Annotated in this window: 15 protein-coding genes; 9 read left to right on the forward strand and 6 right to left on the reverse strand. The window is 58.8% G+C overall.

Annotated elements, in window-relative coordinates; translation table 11 throughout:
- Positions 1-12: 12 nt before the first annotated feature.
- The gene (locus tag PGR09_RS11215) at positions 13-1722 is read left to right on the forward strand and encodes a thiamine pyrophosphate-requiring protein (protein ID WP_396279462.1); all 1710 of its coding nucleotides are present in this window, start codon (positions 13-15) and stop codon (positions 1720-1722) included.
- Between the two features lie 15 nt (positions 1723-1737).
- Here the strand turns inward: PGR09_RS11215 and PGR09_RS11220 are convergent, their stop codons facing one another.
- Positions 1738-2031 carry a SelT/SelW/SelH family protein gene (locus PGR09_RS11220; protein ID WP_047044309.1) on the reverse strand — a complete coding sequence of 98 codons (294 nt, stop codon included), beginning with the start codon at positions 2029-2031 and terminating at the stop codon, positions 1738-1740.
- 199 nt (positions 2032-2230) lie between these two features.
- Between PGR09_RS11220 and PGR09_RS11225 the strand changes: the two genes are divergently transcribed.
- From PGR09_RS11225 to mutS, 6 genes are all read left to right on the forward strand, one after another.
- Entirely contained in the window at positions 2231-4582 is a 2352-nt protein-coding gene (locus PGR09_RS11225) for a TonB-dependent receptor domain-containing protein (RefSeq protein WP_047078994.1), read from the forward strand.
- A 73-nt stretch (positions 4583-4655) separates the two neighbouring features.
- Positions 4656-5687 carry a hemin-degrading factor gene (locus tag PGR09_RS11230; RefSeq protein WP_348876975.1) on the forward strand — a complete coding sequence of 344 codons (1032 nt, stop codon included), beginning with the start codon at positions 4656-4658 and terminating at the stop codon, positions 5685-5687.
- Positions 5684-6502 (forward strand): heme/hemin ABC transporter substrate-binding protein, encoded by an 819-nt coding sequence (locus PGR09_RS11235; RefSeq protein WP_047078992.1) that lies wholly within the window; start codon positions 5684-5686, stop codon positions 6500-6502. Before PGR09_RS11230 ends, PGR09_RS11235 begins: the two co-directional genes overlap by 4 nt.
- A complete protein-coding gene (locus PGR09_RS11240; protein WP_047078991.1) occupies positions 6502-7497 on the forward strand; it encodes a FecCD family ABC transporter permease in 996 nt (331 codons plus the stop codon). Before PGR09_RS11235 ends, PGR09_RS11240 begins: the two co-directional genes overlap by 1 nt.
- A complete protein-coding gene (locus PGR09_RS11245; RefSeq protein ID WP_430916152.1) occupies positions 7490-8269 on the forward strand; it encodes a heme ABC transporter ATP-binding protein in 780 nt (259 codons plus the stop codon). Before PGR09_RS11240 ends, PGR09_RS11245 begins: the two co-directional genes overlap by 8 nt.
- A 180-nt stretch (positions 8270-8449) precedes the next feature.
- On the forward strand, positions 8450-11011 hold the full coding sequence (gene mutS / locus PGR09_RS11250; RefSeq protein WP_042895300.1) for a DNA mismatch repair protein MutS: 2562 nt from the start codon (positions 8450-8452) through the stop codon (positions 11009-11011).
- A gap of 81 nt (positions 11012-11092) precedes the next feature.
- Here mutS and PGR09_RS11255 read toward each other — a convergent pair whose 3' ends face one another.
- Genes PGR09_RS11255 through PGR09_RS11265 form a run of 3 tightly spaced genes read right to left on the reverse strand, consistent with a single transcriptional unit; the run spans position 11093 to position 13360 of the window.
- On the reverse strand, positions 11093-11329 hold the full coding sequence (locus PGR09_RS11255) for a non-oxidative hydroxyarylic acid decarboxylases subunit D (protein ID WP_047039048.1): 237 nt from the start codon (positions 11327-11329) through the stop codon (positions 11093-11095).
- A gap of 10 nt (positions 11330-11339) precedes the next feature.
- Complete coding sequence (locus tag PGR09_RS11260; RefSeq protein WP_045361374.1) at positions 11340-12767, reverse strand: non-oxidative hydroxyarylic acid decarboxylases subunit C; 1428 nt, start codon at positions 12765-12767, stop codon at positions 11340-11342.
- 2 nt (positions 12768-12769) lie between these two features.
- Positions 12770-13360 carry a non-oxidative hydroxyarylic acid decarboxylases subunit B gene (locus tag PGR09_RS11265; protein ID WP_047041933.1) on the reverse strand — a complete coding sequence of 197 codons (591 nt, stop codon included), beginning with the start codon at positions 13358-13360 and terminating at the stop codon, positions 12770-12772.
- A 173-nt stretch (positions 13361-13533) separates the two neighbouring features.
- On the opposite strand from PGR09_RS11265, the gene PGR09_RS11270 reads away from it, so the two are divergent.
- A complete protein-coding gene (locus PGR09_RS11270) occupies positions 13534-13953 on the forward strand; it encodes a MarR family winged helix-turn-helix transcriptional regulator (RefSeq protein ID WP_047044293.1) in 420 nt (139 codons plus the stop codon).
- Here PGR09_RS11270 and PGR09_RS11275 read toward each other — a convergent pair.
- Entirely contained in the window at positions 13950-14837 is an 888-nt protein-coding gene (locus tag PGR09_RS11275; RefSeq protein ID WP_213797112.1) for a LysR family transcriptional regulator, read from the reverse strand. The two genes, PGR09_RS11270 and PGR09_RS11275, sit on opposite strands and share 4 nt — an antisense overlap.
- A 123-nt stretch (positions 14838-14960) precedes the next feature.
- Here PGR09_RS11275 and PGR09_RS11280 point away from each other — a divergent pair, with 123 nt between their 5' ends.
- Positions 14961-15338 (forward strand): DUF4440 domain-containing protein, encoded by a 378-nt coding sequence (locus PGR09_RS11280; protein ID WP_047044290.1) that lies wholly within the window; start codon positions 14961-14963, stop codon positions 15336-15338.
- A gap of 52 nt (positions 15339-15390) precedes the next feature.
- Here the strand turns inward: PGR09_RS11280 and rpoS are convergent, their stop codons facing one another.
- Complete coding sequence (rpoS, locus tag PGR09_RS11285; protein ID WP_015369990.1) at positions 15391-16383, reverse strand: RNA polymerase sigma factor RpoS; 993 nt, start codon at positions 16381-16383, stop codon at positions 15391-15393.
- Between the last annotated feature and the right edge of the window lie 84 nt (positions 16384-16467).

A 16467-nucleotide genomic window follows, 5' to 3' on the forward strand; every position in this document is an offset into this window, starting at 1 on the left:
TCCGGAGAGAATATGACTTCTATCACTGTATCGGCCGCTGAATTATTACTGCACCGGCTTCAGGCCCTCGACGTGGCCTATATTTTTATTAATTCGGGTACCGATTATCCCCCGGTTATTGAAGCGTGGGCCAAAATGCGCGCCACGGGACAACAGGTACCGGAGCTGGTGATATGTCCCCACGAGAACGCCGCCATCGGCATGGCCCACGGCTATTATCTCGGGAGCGGGAAAGTGCAGGCCGTCATGGTTCACACCAACGTAGGCCTGGCCAATGCCGCCTGCGGCGTCATCAATCTGGCCAACAGCAATATTCCGGTGCTGATTTTTGGCGGACGCACGCCGATTAGCGAGCATTCACACTTTGGTTGTCGCAACACGCCGATTGGCTACGGCCAGGAGATGCGCGATCAGGCGGCGCTCATTCGTGAGTCGGTGAAATGGGACTTCGAATTACGCATTGCCGATCAGGTCGGCGAGCATGTTGACAGAGCATGGGCGATAGCCCGTTCATTGCCAAAGGGGCCGGTGTATTTGAGCCTGCCCCGCGAGCCGCTATGCGAAACGTTCACCATCGATGAACAAGCGCTTTATGCCTCCCCCACCCAGCAGCCGGTCCGCTATGCGCCAACGCGGGCGGATATTGCCAGCGCCGCCGATGCGATAGCCAATGCCAGACAGCCGGTCATCTTCGCCCAGCGCGGCGCAAGAACGTCTGGTGGCTTTGCGCGGCTCAATACCCTGGTTAAGGAGTGGGCTATTCCGGTGGTGGAATATTGGGGTACTGAAGTCACCCTTAGCAGCGACAATCCTATGCTGGCCGGCAGCGATCCCAAAGGCTGGCTTTCCGCCGCCGACGTCATCATCATTATCGACTCACAGGCCCCGTGGATCATCGAAGAAAGCCGCTGCAACGAAAGCTGTAAGGTGATCCAGATCGGCCCCGATCCGCTTTTTTCCCGCTACCCCGTCCGCGGCTATCGCGCCGATATCAATCTGGCCGGAGAAACCGACGAGGTATTCGAACTTTTACAAGAGGCGCTCCAGCCGCTTGTGGCGGCGAAGCAACAGCAGGTGGCTGAACGTGAAAAGCATGTGCTTAGCCTGATACAACACGCGAAGGACCAACGTGAAGCCCTCCTCCACGCCGGCCAAAAAGGAGCGATTGGCAAACCCTGGCTGAGCTATTGCCTGGGTCAGCTTGCCAACCAACATCAGGGGAAGATCGTCTCCGAACTGACAACAATGCCGCAGTTTGCCGGCCTGATTCAGGCGGACAGTTATTACCAGGAAGCGCTGGCGGGCGGTCTGGGTGAAGCGTTGCCCATCGCCTTAGGGCTGCAGCTCGCCCGGCGGGGTGAGCTTATCATCGCCGCCGTGGGCGACGGCTCCTATCTCTTTGCCAATCCGGCGGTGTGCCACCACATCGCGGAAGTGATGAAGCTTCCCGTACTGGTGGTGGTTGGCAACAATGGCGGCTGGGGAGCGGTAGCGGGCGGCACCAAAGCGCTCTATCCCGACGGCTATGCCGCCAAAATGGAAGCTATTCCGGCCACCGCGTTCTCGTCGTCGCCAGATTTCGCCGCCCTCGCCGCCTCCAGCCGCGCGGCTGCGCTGACAGTTTCGTTGGCGGAAGATCTCCCCGGCGTACTGGAAGAGGCGGTATCCATTATCCGCACCCGCCGACAAAGCGTGCTGGTCAACGTTGAGCTAGGACGTTAATCACAGCCAGCCGTTTTAGACCTGCTTCCTGGCATTATCCACGTGCCCCAGCGCTTTTTCCGGGAAGCAGACGTCCCTCACCCGCCGTTTCAGCTCGGCAGCGTCCGGGAAACCGCCGTCCCGTTTGCGCTCCCAGATAAGCGCCTCATCGACGCTCACCGTAAAAATGCCGCCGGTACCGGGCACCAGCGTGACCGAAGCGATATCGGTACTAAAGGTATGCAGCAGCTCCTGGGCCATCCAGCTGGCGCGCAGCATCCAGTTGCATTGGGAACAGTAGTGAATGGTAATCATCGCTTTATGGCTCATGTTGGCTTGCTCCCCTCCGCACGAATGTAAACAAAATTCAGAATAGATGATTATTTTGTTGCAAACGATAATACCTATTATTACCATTCGCAATTACTAAATCAGGAATACCACTGTCCGCCAGGGAAAACACGGACCAACCTGCACTCTGGAAGTAACGCGTGAGCCGATACTAATAATTATCAAGGCGTGGCTACTAATGTACAAATCGACTCAATCAGCAGCATGGCGTAAGAAAAGCCTGCTGGCGACTTCTCTGCTCGCAGCAATCGCGCAGAATGCCGCTATCGCGGCCGTGACCCAGGATAACACGACGGATAGCGCGGAACAGATGGTGGTGACCGCCCCGGCCCCACAGCTGAAAGCCGGCAGCGAGCACTCGGTGAGCGCGCAGGAGCTGCAGGACAAAGGCGCCAACGACTTCGGTTCAATCATGCGTTATGAACCCCTCATCAGCGCCACCGGCGCCAGCGGCGGTTCCGGCAACGGTAAAAGCGGTTTCGATCGCGGCGGCTATACCGGCTACAACATCCGCGGTCTTGAAAGCAACCGCGTCGGCATCGATGTTGACGGCATTGCCCAGCCGAACGCCACCGGCCGCGGCTACGTTGGCCGTTCCGGCCTCAACACCTTTGGCATTGGCCGCGATTATATCGACCCCTATATGTACGGCAGCGTGGATATTCAGTCGGGCGCCACCTCAACCGAGACCGCTAACAGCTCAATCGGCGGCAACGTCTCCTTCCGCCCGAAATCGGCGGATGACTATCTGCGCCCGGACAAAACCAGCGCCTTTGGCTACCAGAGCGGCTACGACTCTTCCGACCGCAGTTGGCATAACGGCGTCACCGTCGCCGGCGGCGATGAAACGCTGCGCGGCATTTTCGTCTACAGCCGCCGCGATGGCCAGGAAACCGAGAACAACAGCGGCAGCGTCGACGCTTACCCGGCAAACTGGCACTCTGACGCGTTTATGGCCTCCGGTATCTGGCAGCCGAACGATGAACATAAGTTCACCAGCACCTTCGACTACTATCACAAGACCAACCACAGCCACTTCGACTCATGGGACTCCAGCGGTAACAGCGTGATCGGTACCGCCAACCAAACCAACCAGACGCGGCGCTGGGGGTTGAGCCTGAAAGACGACTGGACGCCGATGAACGATTACATCGACAGCGTCTCGACCAAGGTTTACTACCAGCATACCGAGGCTCACGACTGGACCTGGATGCCGGATAGCGTCACCCGCAAAATGCAGACGGTCAATTCAGACTACGATACCGATACCTGGGGTCTGCAGACCGCGCTCGCGAAAAGCATCGGCCGTCACGACCTGAGCGCCGGTTTTAATGCCAGCACGACCAAAACCCAGCGGCCGTTTAGCCAGTCGCCGATCCCCAGCGTCTACAGCGAAATTATGCAGCCGGAAGCGGACAGCCGCAGCTACACCCTCGGCGGCTACGTGCAGGATAAGATCAACTTCGATCTCGATAGCCACAATTTCGCGATTATTCCCGGCGTACGCGTGACGCATCAGTCGACTAAACCGGAAGATCTGTCCGATCTTAGCGCCAACAGCAGCGTGCTCACCGAATCGTCGGTGGCGAATCTGTATGGTAAAAACAGCGATACCCAGGTGCTGCCGTCACTGGCGTTCCAGTACGACATCACGCCACGACTGATGACCTATCTGCAGTACCAGCGCGGCGCGCAGTTCCCGAATGCCAGCCAGCTGTATGGTTCGTGGAACCTGGGCTCCAGCTATGCCGGCAGCCAGCAGTACGCGTTAATTGGCAACAACGATCTGAAAACCGAGACCAGCGACAATATCGAATGGGGTATCAAGGGCGAAGTCACCGAAGGCATCACCGTACGTACCGCGCTGTTCTACAACAGCTATAAGAACTTTATCGCCTATACGCGTTATTCGCGCGCCAACAATCCGGGCAAATTCACTAACGTCCCGTCGAATATTTACACCATTTATCAAGCGGAAAACCGCGATAAAGCCTATATCTACGGCGGCGAGATCAGCACTAAGTTTAACTTCGGCACCTGGTTTGAGCAGGTCGATGGCCTGAGCGCCACCCTCGCCTGGGGCTATAGCGAAGGGAAATCGAAATCCAGCTACTACGGCGATAAATACGTCGACCTCGACAGCGTCGCGCCGATGAAAGCGATCGTCGGCGTGGCGTGGGACGATCCGGCTAAGCGCTACGGTACGGCGCTGACCGCCACCTTTGTTAAGGGCAAACAGGCCACCGCCACCAGCCGCGAGAGCTACAACAACACCGGCTCCGCCATCGCCGACTCCAGCACCGAATATATGCGCGTGCCGGGCTACGGCATGCTGGACTGGACCGCTTACTGGCAGGTGGCGAAGAACGTTCGTCTCAACGGCGGGGTTTACAACATTACCGACCGTAAATACTGGGATTACCTGAGCAGCCGCAACATCGAGACCAGTACTAATCAGGATGCCAACGATAAAGCGCTGGCTGTGATGCCCGGAAGGACCTGGCAACTGGGCGTGAATATCGATTTCTGATCGCCCGAATAATAACAAACCTGCACCCCGGCCCGCGGGCCGGGGATATTCATCGTAGAGAAGGATGTGGATTATGCAAAACGCACACGACGATCTGTGGCAGCGCTACCAGGCCACCAAAGCCCGCTCCACCGCCAAATATGCCCGCGACATCGCCGCAGAGATGGGAATTAGCGAAGCCGAATTAACCGCCGCGCGCGTTGGTCACGATGCCGTGCGTCTACACGACGACGTACGGGCGATTATCGCCGCCCTGGAGAGCGTCGGCGAAACCAAATGCATCTGCCGCAACGAATACGCGGTGCACGAGCAGGTCGGCGAATTTACCCATCAACACCTGAGCGGCCACGCCGGGCTGGTGCTCAACCCGCGGGCGCTCGACCTGCGCCTGTTCCTCAGCCAGTGGTCGAGCGTGTTCCACCTCAACGATAACGGCCGCCAGAGCATCCAGTTCTTTGACCCGCACGGCGATGCGCTGCTAAAGGTTTACGCCACCGGGCAAACCGATATGGCGGCATGGCAAACGCTGGTAGCCAAATTCAGCGAGACGGCGCCCGGCGCGCTGACGATTCGCCCGGCCGACCGCGTAAAGTACGCCGACTCCGCCGACGCCGCGGCGCTGGAAAACGAGTGGCGCGCGATGACCGATGTGCACCAGTTCTTCGGTTTGCTGCGTAAACACAATCTTTCCCGTCAGCAGGCCTTCCGCCTGGTGAGCGACGATCTGGCCTGCCGCATCGACAATAACGCCCTGCCGGGACTGCTGGAAACGGTGCGCCAGGACGGCAATGAAATCATGATCTTCGTCGGCAACCGCGGCTGCGTGCAGATCTTCACCGGCGCGCTGGAAAAGCTGGCGCCGATGCGCGGCTGGATCAACATCTTCAACAGCGCCTTTACCCTGCATCTGCGCGAAGACAGCGTGGATGAAATCTGGGTCACCCGTAAACCGACCTCCGATGGCCACGTGACCAGCGTCGAACTGTTTGCCAAAGACGGTACGCAAATCGCCCAGCTGTACGGCCAGCGCAGCGAAGGCCACCCGGAGCAAGAACAGTGGCGCGCGCAGGTGGCGCGTCTGTGCGCGGAAGGGCAGCCGGCATGAAACGTTGGGGAATACTGCTTGCCGCACTGCCGCTGTTCGCCAGCGCGGCCGCCGAACGGGTGATTTCCCTCGGCGGCGACGTTACCGAAATCGTCTACGCGCTGAACGCCGGGCAGCAGCTGGTAGCGAAGGACAGCACCAGCACCTGGCCTGCCGCCGCGCAAAAGCTGCCGGACGTCGGCTATCTACGGCAATTAAGCGCCGAGGGGATCCTCTCCTTACGCCCGCAACTGGTACTGGCCAGCGCGCAGGCGCAGCCGTCGCTGGTGCTGCAGAAAGTGCAGGAAAACCAGGTTAAGGTCGTCAACGTGCCGGGCGGCGATAACCTTGCCGCTATCGATAACAAAATCGCCGTTATCGCCGAAGCGTTAGGTAAAACTCCGGCAGGCGACGTGCTGCGCCAGCAGGTCCGGCAGCAGATAGCCGCCCTTCCCACGCGCCCTATCGCCAAACGGGTACTGTTTATCCTCAGCCACGGCGGGATGAACACCATGGTGGCCGGGCAGCACACCGCCGCCGATGGCGCGATTCGCGCCGCCGGGCTGCAAAATGCGATGCAGGGTTTCGACCATTATCGCGCGATGTCGCAGGAAGGGGTGGCCGCAAGCCAGGCGGATCTGGTGGTGATTTCCGCCGATGGTCTCAAGGGGATGGGCGGCGAAAGCGGGTTATGGAAATTGCCCGGTCTGGCGCAAACGCCCGCTGGCCGCCATAAACAGCTACTGGCGATCGACGATATGGCCCTGCTTGGCTTCGGCCCGCGTACGCCGCAGGCGATCCTCGAACTGCGGCAAAAAGCGGAGCAGTTGCCCTGATGCGCCCTGCCCTCGTTCGCCATTTGCTGTTGATGACGCTGCTGCTGGTCGCCTTGACGCTTTACGCCACCACCCTCGGCGCAATGCGATTGCCATTGATCAACCTGCTGCCCTCCGGCGATGAAATCCTGCGCCATATCTGGCTGACGATCCGTCTGCCGCGGGTGCTGCTGGCGCTGCTGGTCGGCGCCGCACTGGCGCTGTCCGGCTGCGTGATGCAGGGGCTGTTTCGCAACCCACTCGCCGACCCGGGGCTGCTGGGCATCAGCAGCGGTGCGGCGCTGGCGGTGGCCTGCTGGCTGGTGTTGCCGCTCAGCGTGCCGGCGTTGTTAGCTCTGTATATGCCGATGCTGGCGGCGTTTATCGGCAGCCTGGCGGTGATGGTGGTGATTTTTATCCTCAGCCGCGCAGGCGACGGTTCGCTGTCGCGGCTGCTGCTGGTGGGGATCGCCATCAACGCCTTATGCGGGGCGCTGGTCGGCGTGCTGGCGTGGCTAAGCAACGATGCTCAGCTACGCCAGCTGTCGCTGTGGGGGATGGGTAGCCTGGGCCAGGCCGAATGGCCGACGCTGTTGGTGGCGGCCAGCTTGATTATTCCGGCGTCAATAGCGGTGTGGCGGATGGCAACACGACTTAATCTGCTGCAACTCGGCGATGAAGAGGCGCACTATCTCGGCGTTAACGTGCGGGCGCTGCAGCGGCTGCTGTTGCTATGCAGCGCGGTACTGGTCGCCGCGGCGGTAGCGATAAGCGGCGTCATCGGCTTTATCGGCCTGGTGGTGCCGCATCTGATGCGAATGTGGCTGGGGGCGGACCATCGGGGTCTCATCCCCGGCTCGCTGCTGGCGGGCGCGATTCTGCTGCTGATTGCCGATACCCTGGCACGCACCGTCGCCGCGCCGGCGGAGATGCCAGTGGGGCTGCTAACCAGCCTGTTGGGCGCGCCGTGGTTCCTGTGGCTGATATTTCGTCGGGAGAAACCAATCCATGGATAAAGACTATCGGGCGCAAGGTCTGTCGCTGCGGCTCGGCCAACGACAGGTGATTGACCAGGTTTCGCTGACGCTTCGCGGCGGCGAGATGACCGCGCTGATCGGCCCGAACGGCGCGGGCAAATCCACCCTGCTGCGGCTGCTAACCGGCTTCCTTACCCCGGACAGCGGCGAGCGCATAATGGACGGCAAAACGCTGGAGCGCTGGTCGTCGCAGGCGCTCTCGCGCCGCCGGGCGGTGATGTTGCAGCGCACCCCACTCCAGGCCGACTGGACGGTGGAAACGGTTATCGCCATGGGGCGCTCGCCGTGGGAAGCGACCGCCAGTCCGCAGACTCTGCGCGATATTATGGCGGAAACCGGCTGCGATCATTTGCGCGGCAGGGGCTATCCGTCGCTTTCCGGCGGCGAGCAGCAGCGGGTACAGCTGGCCCGCTGCCTCGCCCAACTGTGGCAAAACGGCGCGCCGCAGGGCTGGCTGTTTCTGGATGAACCCACCTCGGCGCTGGATCTCTATTACCAGCAACATCTGTTACGCCTGCTCAAGCGTCTGACAGCTTCCGGCCAGCTGCATGTCTGCGTGGTGCTGCACGATCTCAACCTCGCAGCCCTGTGGGCCGACCAGATTCTGCTGCTACACCAGGGACAGGTGGTCGCGCAGGGCACGCCGCATCAGGTTATCCAGCAGGAAATCATTAGCCGCTGGTACGGCGCGGACGTGCGCCTCGGCCAGCACCCGGAAAAGGCGATTCCGCAGGTTTATCTGGCGCCCTGAACGTCACGCGCGGTCAGCTTAGCGATGGCCGCGCGTCTGAGAAGTGGAATCAGGATCGCTGCGTCCACTTCGTCACTTTCCCTCAAATGCCTATCTCCGTTATCATGTCTTCCTCATGCGATAACGACGACAATAATAAAATCGCACTCCATTAAAAATCAGGGACCTGGATAACACCCTATGAGCACAATCGACAATTTAGACGCCCATACCCCCATGATGCAGCAGTACCTGAAGCTGAAGGCTCAGCATCCGGAGATCCTGCTGTTTTACCGGATGGGCGACTTTTACGAGCTGTTTTATGACGACGCCAAACGCGCCTCGCAGCTGCTCGATATCTCGCTGACCAAACGCGGCGCTTCCGCGGGCGAACCGATTCCCATGGCCGGCATCCCCCATCACGCGGTGGAAAACTATCTTGCTAAACTGGTGAATCAGGGCGAGTCGGTTGCGATTTGCGAACAGATTGGCGATCCGGCCACCACCAAAGGGCCGGTAGAACGCAAAGTGGTACGCATCGTTACGCCGGGCACCATCAGCGATGAAGCGCTGCTGCAGGAGCGCCAGGATAACCTGCTGGCCGCCATCTGGCAGGACAGTAAAGGCTTCGGCTACGCGACGCTGGATATCAGCTCCGGTCGCTTTCGTCTGAGCGAACCGGCCGACCGTGAGACCATGGCGGCGGAATTACAACGTACCAATCCGGCGGAACTGTTGTATGCGGAAGATTTTGCCGAATCTTCCCTGATTGAAGGCCGCCGCGGCCTGCGCCGTCGCCCGCTATGGGAGTTCGAAATCGACACCGCGCGCCAGCAGCTCAACCTGCAGTTCGGCACCCGCGATCTGGTGGGCTTCGGCGTCGAAAACGCCCCGCGCGGGCTGTGCGCCGCCGGCTGCCTGTTACAGTACGTCAAAGATACCCAGCGCACCTCGCTGCCGCACATCCGCTCCATCACCATGGAACGCCAGCAGGACAGCATCATTATGGATGCCGCCACCCGTCGCAATCTGGAGATCACCCAGAATCTCGCCGGCGGCGTTGATAATACCCTTGCTTCGGTGCTCGACTGCACGGTCACGCCGATGGGCAGCCGCATGCTCAAACGCTGGCTGCATATGCCGGTACGCGATACCGCGGTGCTGGTTGAACGCCAACAAACCATCGGCGCCTTACAGGAACGCTATACCGAGCTGCAGCCGGTGCTGCGTCAGGTCGGCGACCTTGAGCGTATTCTGGCGCGTCTGGCGCTGCGTACCGCCCGCCCGCGCGATTTAGCCCGTATGCGCCATGCCTTCCAGCAGCTGCCGCTGCTGCGCGAGCTGCTGGCCGACGTTGACTGTCAGCCAGTGCAACAGCTGCGCGAGAAAATGGGCGAGTTCGCCGAGCTACGCGAATTGCTGGAACGCGCGATCATCGATGCGCCGCCGGTGCTGGTGCGTGACGGCGGCGTTATCGCTCCGGGTTATAATGAAGAGCTGGATGAGTGGCGGGCGCTGGCCGATGGCGCGACCGATTATCTCGACAAACTGGAAATCCGCGAACGCGAGCGGCTGGGCCTTGATACCCTGAAGGTCGGCTACAATGCCGTTCACGGTTACTACATCCAGATCAGCCGCGGCCAGAGCCAGCATGCGCCGATCCACTACGTGCGCCGCCAGACGCTGAAAAACGCCGAGCGCTACATTATTCCGGAACTGAAGGAATACGAAGATAAGGTACTGACGTCTAAAGGCAAGGCGCTGGCGCTGGAAAAACAGCTCTATGACGACCTGTTCGAAAAACTGCTGCCGCATCTGGCCGACTTACAAACCAGCGCCAGCGCGCTGGCCGAGCTGGACGTACTGGTGAACCTCGCGGAACGCGCGGAAACCCTGAACTACTGCTGCCCGACCTTTATCGATAAACCTGGTATTCGCATTACCGAAGGCCGTCACCCGGTGGTGGAGCAGGTACTGAAAGAGCCATTTATCGCCAACCCGCTGCAGCTGGCGCCGCAGCGCCGCATGCTGATCATCACCGGGCCCAACATGGGCGGTAAAAGTACCTATATGCGCCAGACCGCGCTGATTGCGCTGCTGGCCTATATCGGCAGCTACGTGCCGGCGCAGAAGGTAGAAATTGGCCCTATCGACCGCATCTTTACCCGCGTCGGCGCGGCGGATGACCTGGCGAGCGGCCGTTCCACCTTCATGGTGGAGATGACCGAAACCGCCAATATTCTGCACAACGCCACCGAACACAGCCTGGTGCTGATGGACGAGATTGGTCGCGGCACATCCACCTACGATGGTCTGTCGCTGGCGTGGGCCTGCGCGGAGAATCTGGCGAATAAGATCAAAGCGTTGACCCTGTTCGCCACCCACTACTTCGAGCTCACCCAGTTGCCGGAGAAAATGGAAGGCGTGGCTAACGTGCACCTCGATGCCCTGGAGCACGGCGATACCATCGCCTTTATGCACAGCGTGCAGGACGGCGCGGCCAGCAAGAGCTATGGCCTGGCGGTCGCCGCGCTGGCGGGAGTGCCGAAAGAGGTGATCAAACGCGCACGGCAGAAACTGCGCGAGCTGGAGAGCATTTCGCCAAATGCCGCCGCCACGCAGGTTGATGGTACGCAGATGTCGCTGCTCTCCGCGCCGGAAGAGACCTCACCGGCGCTGGAAGCGCTGGAGAATCTTGACCCGGATTCACTGAGCCCGCGTCAGGCGCTGGAGTGGATTTACCGCCTGAAAAGCCTGGTGTAGCTCCATTAATGTGAATTCTTTATTTAAGCTTCCATAATTGTGCTAAATATAAAAAAGGCCCGTCTTAGCGGGCCCGTTTTATTAACGCTTATCTTCCGGTAATAGCGGCGGTACGTGCGGTACCTGCGGCGCCTCATCAATATCTTTCTGCGTCATGCGGAACGCTTCCGGATAATGTTCGCGGCTGGTACGACGCAGCGGTTCGGTATTACGCCAGGTATAGAGGCAGTGCTGGCACTGATAAACAATCCATACCCCTTTTACCGGCGACGTCGCCATCACTTCAATCTGTTCATCAGCGCAACGTGGACAAATCATCTTTTACTCCTTATTTACGGTTGGCCAACATGGCGGTCAGTTTTTCAGCCCAGGCTTTGGTTTCCGGTAAATCCTGCACCGGCTGGCTGTAGTGACCGCGAAGGTCCGGCGCAACCGGAGTGGTGGCGTCGATAATCAATTTGTCGGTGATCCCCGCCGGGCTTGAACCAGGATCGAGCTCCAGTACCGACATGTTCGGCAACTGCACCAGGTCGCCCGCCGGGTTGACCTTCGAGGAGAGCGCCCACATCACCTGCGGCAGGTTGAACGGATCGACATCTTCATCGACCATAATGACCATTTTCACGTAGCCGAGTCCGTGCGGGGTAGTCATCGCGCGTAATCCCACCGCGCGGGCAAAACCGCCGTAGCGTTTTTTGGTGGAGATAATCGCCAGCAGGCCATGGGTGTACATGGCGTTGACCGCCTGCACCTCCGGGAACTCCGCCTTCAGCTGCTGGTACAGCGGCACGCAGGTCGCCGGGCCCATCAGATAGTCGATTTCGGTCCATGGCATACCGAGATACAACGATTCAAAAATCGGTTTTGTGCGATAAGAGACTTTATCGATACGCACCACCGTCATATTGCGGCCGCCTGAGTAGTGGCCGGTGAACTCGCCGAACGGCCCTTCGATTTCACGCTTGCGCCCTTCAATCACCCCTTCAAGGATCACTTCCGAGCCCCACGGTACGTCAAAGCCGGTCAACGGCGCAGTGGCGATCGGATACGGGCTTTCGCGCAGCGCGCCCGCCATCTCATATTCTGACTGGTCATACTTCAGCGGCGTCGCGCCCATCAGGGTGATAATCGGGTCGTTACCCAGGGTGATGGCAATAGGCAGATCCTCACCGCGCTCTTCCGCTTTATGCAGATGCAGCGCAATATCGTGCATCGGTACCGGCTGCAGGCCCAGCTTGCGCTTGCCTTTCACTTCCATCCGGTAAATACCGACGTTCTGTTTACCGAAGTTGTCCGGGTCAAGCGGATCGCGAGAAACCACACAGGCTTTGTCGAGATAGAAACCACCGTCGCCATCGTTCAGGCGGAACAGCGGCAGAATATCGAACAGGTTGATATCGTCGCCATCAACGGTGTTTTCCGCCCACGCTGGATTAGCGCGACGCTCCGGCGTTACCGGGAATTTATCCCAGCGGCGAATAAATTCATCAATCTGTTTTTTCACCGGCGTGTTTGGCGGCAGCCCCAGCGAAATCGCGTGGTTTTGCCAGGAACCGATGGTGTTCATGGCGACACGGGCATCGGTAAAGCCGCGAATGTTATCGAACCATAGCGCTGGCGCGCCGTCACCGATGCGCCCTGTGGCGTTAGCGGCAGCGGCGAGATCCGGCTCGGCATTCACCTCTTCGCTAATTTTTAGCAGTTGCCCCTGCTCATCCAGCGCCTGCAAAAAGCTGCGTAAATCATCAAAAGCCATGATTAATTCTCCTGTGATAAATTCTCGACCGCGCGCAGGCCGTTCCAGCGGCGCGCTTTGTGATATTCGAGACCAAACTGATCCAGCACCCGGGTCACGATATGGTTGGTGATATCCTCGACCGTTTCCGGATGGTTGTAGTAGGCAGGCATCGGCGGCACCATCGCCACGCCCATGCGCGACAGCGCCAGCATGTTCTCCAGATGAATGGTGCTCAGCGGCATTTCTCGCGGCACCAGAACCAGCTTGCGCCCCTCTTTCAGCACGACGTCCGCCGCGCGGCCGACTAACCCTTCCGCATAGCCAGCGCGGATACCCGCCAGCGTTTTCATGCTGCAGGGGATAACAATCATGCCGTCGGTACGAAACGATCCTGATGAGATGGTCGCGGCCTGATCCGCCGGGCTATGGCAGAAATCCGCCAGCGCGGCGACTTCACGAGCGCTATAGGGCGTTTCCAGCTCAATGGTGGTTTTTGCCCATTTCGACATCACCAGGTGCGTTTCCACATCCGGCATTTCGTTCAGCGCTTGCAACAGCGCGACGCCCAACGGCGCGCCGGTCGCCCCGGTCATCCCAATAATCAGTTTCATTCACTACCTCACACATTGTTCGTATACGAACCTTTGTATTAAAACTACGCTCATTTTTACGGGATCTCAATATCGTTCGCATACGATCCGCATCAATAATCAAAAAAATGAGATGTGAAAAGAAGCCGTAAATGCGGCTATCATAAAGGTGATATTTTTGTGACGGAGTGTTCATGGAGTTACGTAACGAAGCGTTCCACCTTCTGCGCCAGCTTTTTCAACAGCATACCGCGCGCTGGCAACATGAATTACCGGAACTGACCAAGCCGCAATATGCAGTGATGCGCTCGGTAGCCGAACATCCTGGAATCGAGCAGGTGACGCTTATCGAAGCGGCCGTCAGCACGAAAGCGACGCTGGCGGAGATGCTAAGCCGGATGGAAAAACGCGGGCTGGTGCGCCGCGAACACGATCCGACCGATAAACGTCGCCGTTTTGTCTATCTGACGGATGAGGGGCAGGCGCTGCTCGCAAATTCCATGCCGCAGGGCAACCGTGTCGATGAAGAGTTTTTGAGCCGCCTTAACGAAGAGGAGCGCGCGCAGTTTTCCAGGCTGGTCCTGAAAATGATGGAAAACAAAAACGCGGATTAAGCGGTTCGTTCACGCAGAAAATCGATAAATGCCCGGACCTTGGTTGGCACATGCTGCGCGTCCGGGTAGACGGCGAATACCCCCTGGGAGGGAAAAATATACTCCGGCAATACCCGCACCAGCTCCTGCCGCGCGATGTCTTCGGCCACCAGCCACTCCGGGAGTAGCGCCACCCCGCTTCCCGCCAGCGCAAAGCCCATTAACGCTTGTGCGCTATCGGCTGAGATCCGCGGCGGTTGCGTAATTTCAAAAGCGATCGATTGCCCTTCGGCGGTCAGGAGCTGCCAGCGTAGCGGCGTCGCCAGGCGCTCGTTAACAATCCACGCCGCCTGCGCCAGGTCGGCAAGCGTGCGCAGCGGATGTTTATCCAGCCATCCCGGTGAGGCCACGGGCACGATGGCGAAACGCGAAATACGAGCCGCGTGATAGCGCGAATCGGCCAGGGTGCCGAGACGTATCGCGACATCAAACCGTTCCGAGATCAAATCCGCATGATACGACGATGAGACGTGGCGCACCCGCAGCGCCGGATGTCGACGAGCGAATTCCGCCAGCGCCGGGATGATCACCTGCGCGCCATATTCCGGGGTGGTGGTGATCCGCAGTTCGCCGCTTAACCCGGCATGGCTGGCGCGCACCTCGTCCTGTAAATTCTCCGCGGCTTTCAGCAGTCCGACGCCGCGCTGGTAAAACACCGCCCCGGCTTCGGTGAGCGTTAACCGGCGCGTCGAACGTAGAAGCAACGTCACTCCCAGTTCACTCTCTAGCTGACGAACGTTAAAACTGACCACCGCTTTGGTTTGCCCAAGCGCCGCCGCCGCCGCGGTAAAGCTCCCGGCATCAACAACGGCGACAAACATGGTAACGCGCTGCAGGTTTAGCATTTGAATGACGCTTATTGTCAAAAAATTTTAGACAGTATATCCCTGAAAAGCGCATTTATCCGCCCCTGACGCGCGGTTTACAGTACTCATTTGCAATCGCCTGCAGCTTAACCCGGAGAAAACATGAACCCATGGATCCAAGAAGTTATCGACGCCCACGTAATCATTGAACAATGGCTGGGCCGGAAAGAAGGTAGCGCGCAAGCGCTGATGAGCCGCTTTGCGCAAGAATTTACAATGGTTCCTATCAGCGGCGCTAAGATGGATTACCCGACGGTAAGCGGTTTTTTCCATAGCGCGGGCGGCAGCCGCCCGGGATTAAGCATCGTGGTTGATAATGCGCAGGTATTGAGCGAATGGCAAGACGGCGGCGCGGTGCTGTACCGCGAAAGCCAGACCCTGCCGGAACAAGGCGAGATCGTGCGCTGGTCGACGGCGATATTTCAGCGCATTGAGGGGAAAATCTTCTGGCGTCACCTGCAGGAAACCCGCATCGGTTAATACAAAGGAAAAGGCCCAATCGCAGGATTGGGCCTTTTTGAGAGAAAACGATTTATTCGCGGAATAGCGCTTCGATGTTTAGCCCCTGTCCCTGCAGGATCTCCCGCAGGCGGCGCAGGCCTTCAACCTGAATCTGACGCACGCGTTCGCGGGTCAGGCCGATTTCACGACCCACATCTTCAAGCGTTGCGGATTCATAACCCAGCAGCCCAAAACGACGAGCCAGTACTTCGCGCTGTTTGGCGTTCAGTTCGAACAACCATTTGACGATGCTTTGTTTCATATCATCGTCCTGCGTGGTGTCTTCCGGGCCGTTGTCTTTTTCATCGGCCAGAATATCCAGCAGCGCTTTTTCTGAGTCACCGCCCAGCGGGGTATCCACTGAGGTAATGCGCTCGTTCAGACGCAGCATACGACTAACGTCATCAACCGGTTTATCCAGCTGTTCGGCTATCTCTTCAGCGCTTGGCTCGTGGTCCAGCTTATGCGACAACTCGCGCGCGGTACGCAGATAAACGTTCAGCTCTTTCACAATATGGATAGGCAAACGAATGGTACGGGTTTGGTTCATAATCGCCCGTTCAATCGTTTGACGGATCCACCAGGTAGCGTAGGTTGAAAAACGGAACCCACGTTCCGGGTCAAACTTCTCAACTGCGCGGATCAGGCCGAGGTTACCTTCTTCAATCAGATCCAGCAGCGCCAGACCACGATTGCTGTAACGACGAGCGATCTTCACCACCAGACGCAGGTTACTTTCAATCATGCGACGGCGTGAAGCAACATCTCCACGTAGTGCGCGACGGGCGAAATAGACTTCTTCTTCGGCCGTCAGCAGCGGGGAATAACCAATCTCACCAAGATACAACTGTGTCGCATCGAGAACGCGCTGGGTGGCGCCTTGCGACAGCAGCTCTTCCTCAGCCAGATCGCTATCACTGGGTTCCTCTTCTACTAAGGCTTTCTCGTCGAAAACCTCCATTCCGTTCTCATCAAATTCCGCGTCTTCATTTAAATCATGAACTTTCAGCGTATTCTGACTCATAAAGGTGGCTCCTACCCGTGATCCCTGAGCAAAGCACCTTCCGCGACCCATCACTAAACGACGCCGGAGTTATCCTCTTTATGC

Origin of the sequence: Klebsiella sp. 141251 (assembly GCF_050600725.1) — a bacterium.
GTDB classification, from domain to species: Bacteria; Pseudomonadota; Gammaproteobacteria; order Enterobacterales; family Enterobacteriaceae; genus Klebsiella; species Klebsiella aerogenes.

Excerpts from the sequence above, each read along its gene's own strand:
- PGR09_RS11215 (WP_396279462.1), top strand. The coding sequence starts at position 13 with ATGACTTCTATCACTGTATCGGCCGCTGAATTATTACTGCACCGGCTT.
- PGR09_RS11220 (WP_047044309.1), bottom strand. The coding sequence starts at position 2,031 with ATGAGCCATAAAGCGATGATTACCATTCACTACTGTTCCCAATGCAAC.
- PGR09_RS11225 (WP_047078994.1), top strand. The coding sequence starts at position 2,231 with ATGTACAAATCGACTCAATCAGCAGCATGGCGTAAGAAAAGCCTGCTG.
- PGR09_RS11230 (WP_348876975.1), top strand. The coding sequence starts at position 4,656 with ATGCAAAACGCACACGACGATCTGTGGCAGCGCTACCAGGCCACCAAA.
- PGR09_RS11235 (WP_047078992.1), top strand. The coding sequence starts at position 5,684 with ATGAAACGTTGGGGAATACTGCTTGCCGCACTGCCGCTGTTCGCCAGC.
- PGR09_RS11240 (WP_047078991.1), top strand. The coding sequence starts at position 6,502 with ATGCGCCCTGCCCTCGTTCGCCATTTGCTGTTGATGACGCTGCTGCTG.
- PGR09_RS11245 (WP_430916152.1), top strand. The coding sequence starts at position 7,490 with ATGGATAAAGACTATCGGGCGCAAGGTCTGTCGCTGCGGCTCGGCCAA.
- mutS (WP_042895300.1), top strand. The coding sequence starts at position 8,450 with ATGAGCACAATCGACAATTTAGACGCCCATACCCCCATGATGCAGCAG.
- PGR09_RS11255 (WP_047039048.1), bottom strand. The coding sequence starts at position 11,329 with ATGATTTGTCCACGTTGCGCTGATGAACAGATTGAAGTGATGGCGACG.
- PGR09_RS11260 (WP_045361374.1), bottom strand. The coding sequence starts at position 12,767 with ATGGCTTTTGATGATTTACGCAGCTTTTTGCAGGCGCTGGATGAGCAG.
- PGR09_RS11265 (WP_047041933.1), bottom strand. The coding sequence starts at position 13,360 with ATGAAACTGATTATTGGGATGACCGGGGCGACCGGCGCGCCGTTGGGC.
- PGR09_RS11270 (WP_047044293.1), top strand. The coding sequence starts at position 13,534 with ATGGAGTTACGTAACGAAGCGTTCCACCTTCTGCGCCAGCTTTTTCAA.
- PGR09_RS11275 (WP_213797112.1), bottom strand. The coding sequence starts at position 14,837 with ATGCTAAACCTGCAGCGCGTTACCATGTTTGTCGCCGTTGTTGATGCC.
- PGR09_RS11280 (WP_047044290.1), top strand. The coding sequence starts at position 14,961 with ATGAACCCATGGATCCAAGAAGTTATCGACGCCCACGTAATCATTGAA.
- rpoS (WP_015369990.1), bottom strand. The coding sequence starts at position 16,383 with ATGAGTCAGAATACGCTGAAAGTTCATGATTTAAATGAAGACGCGGAA.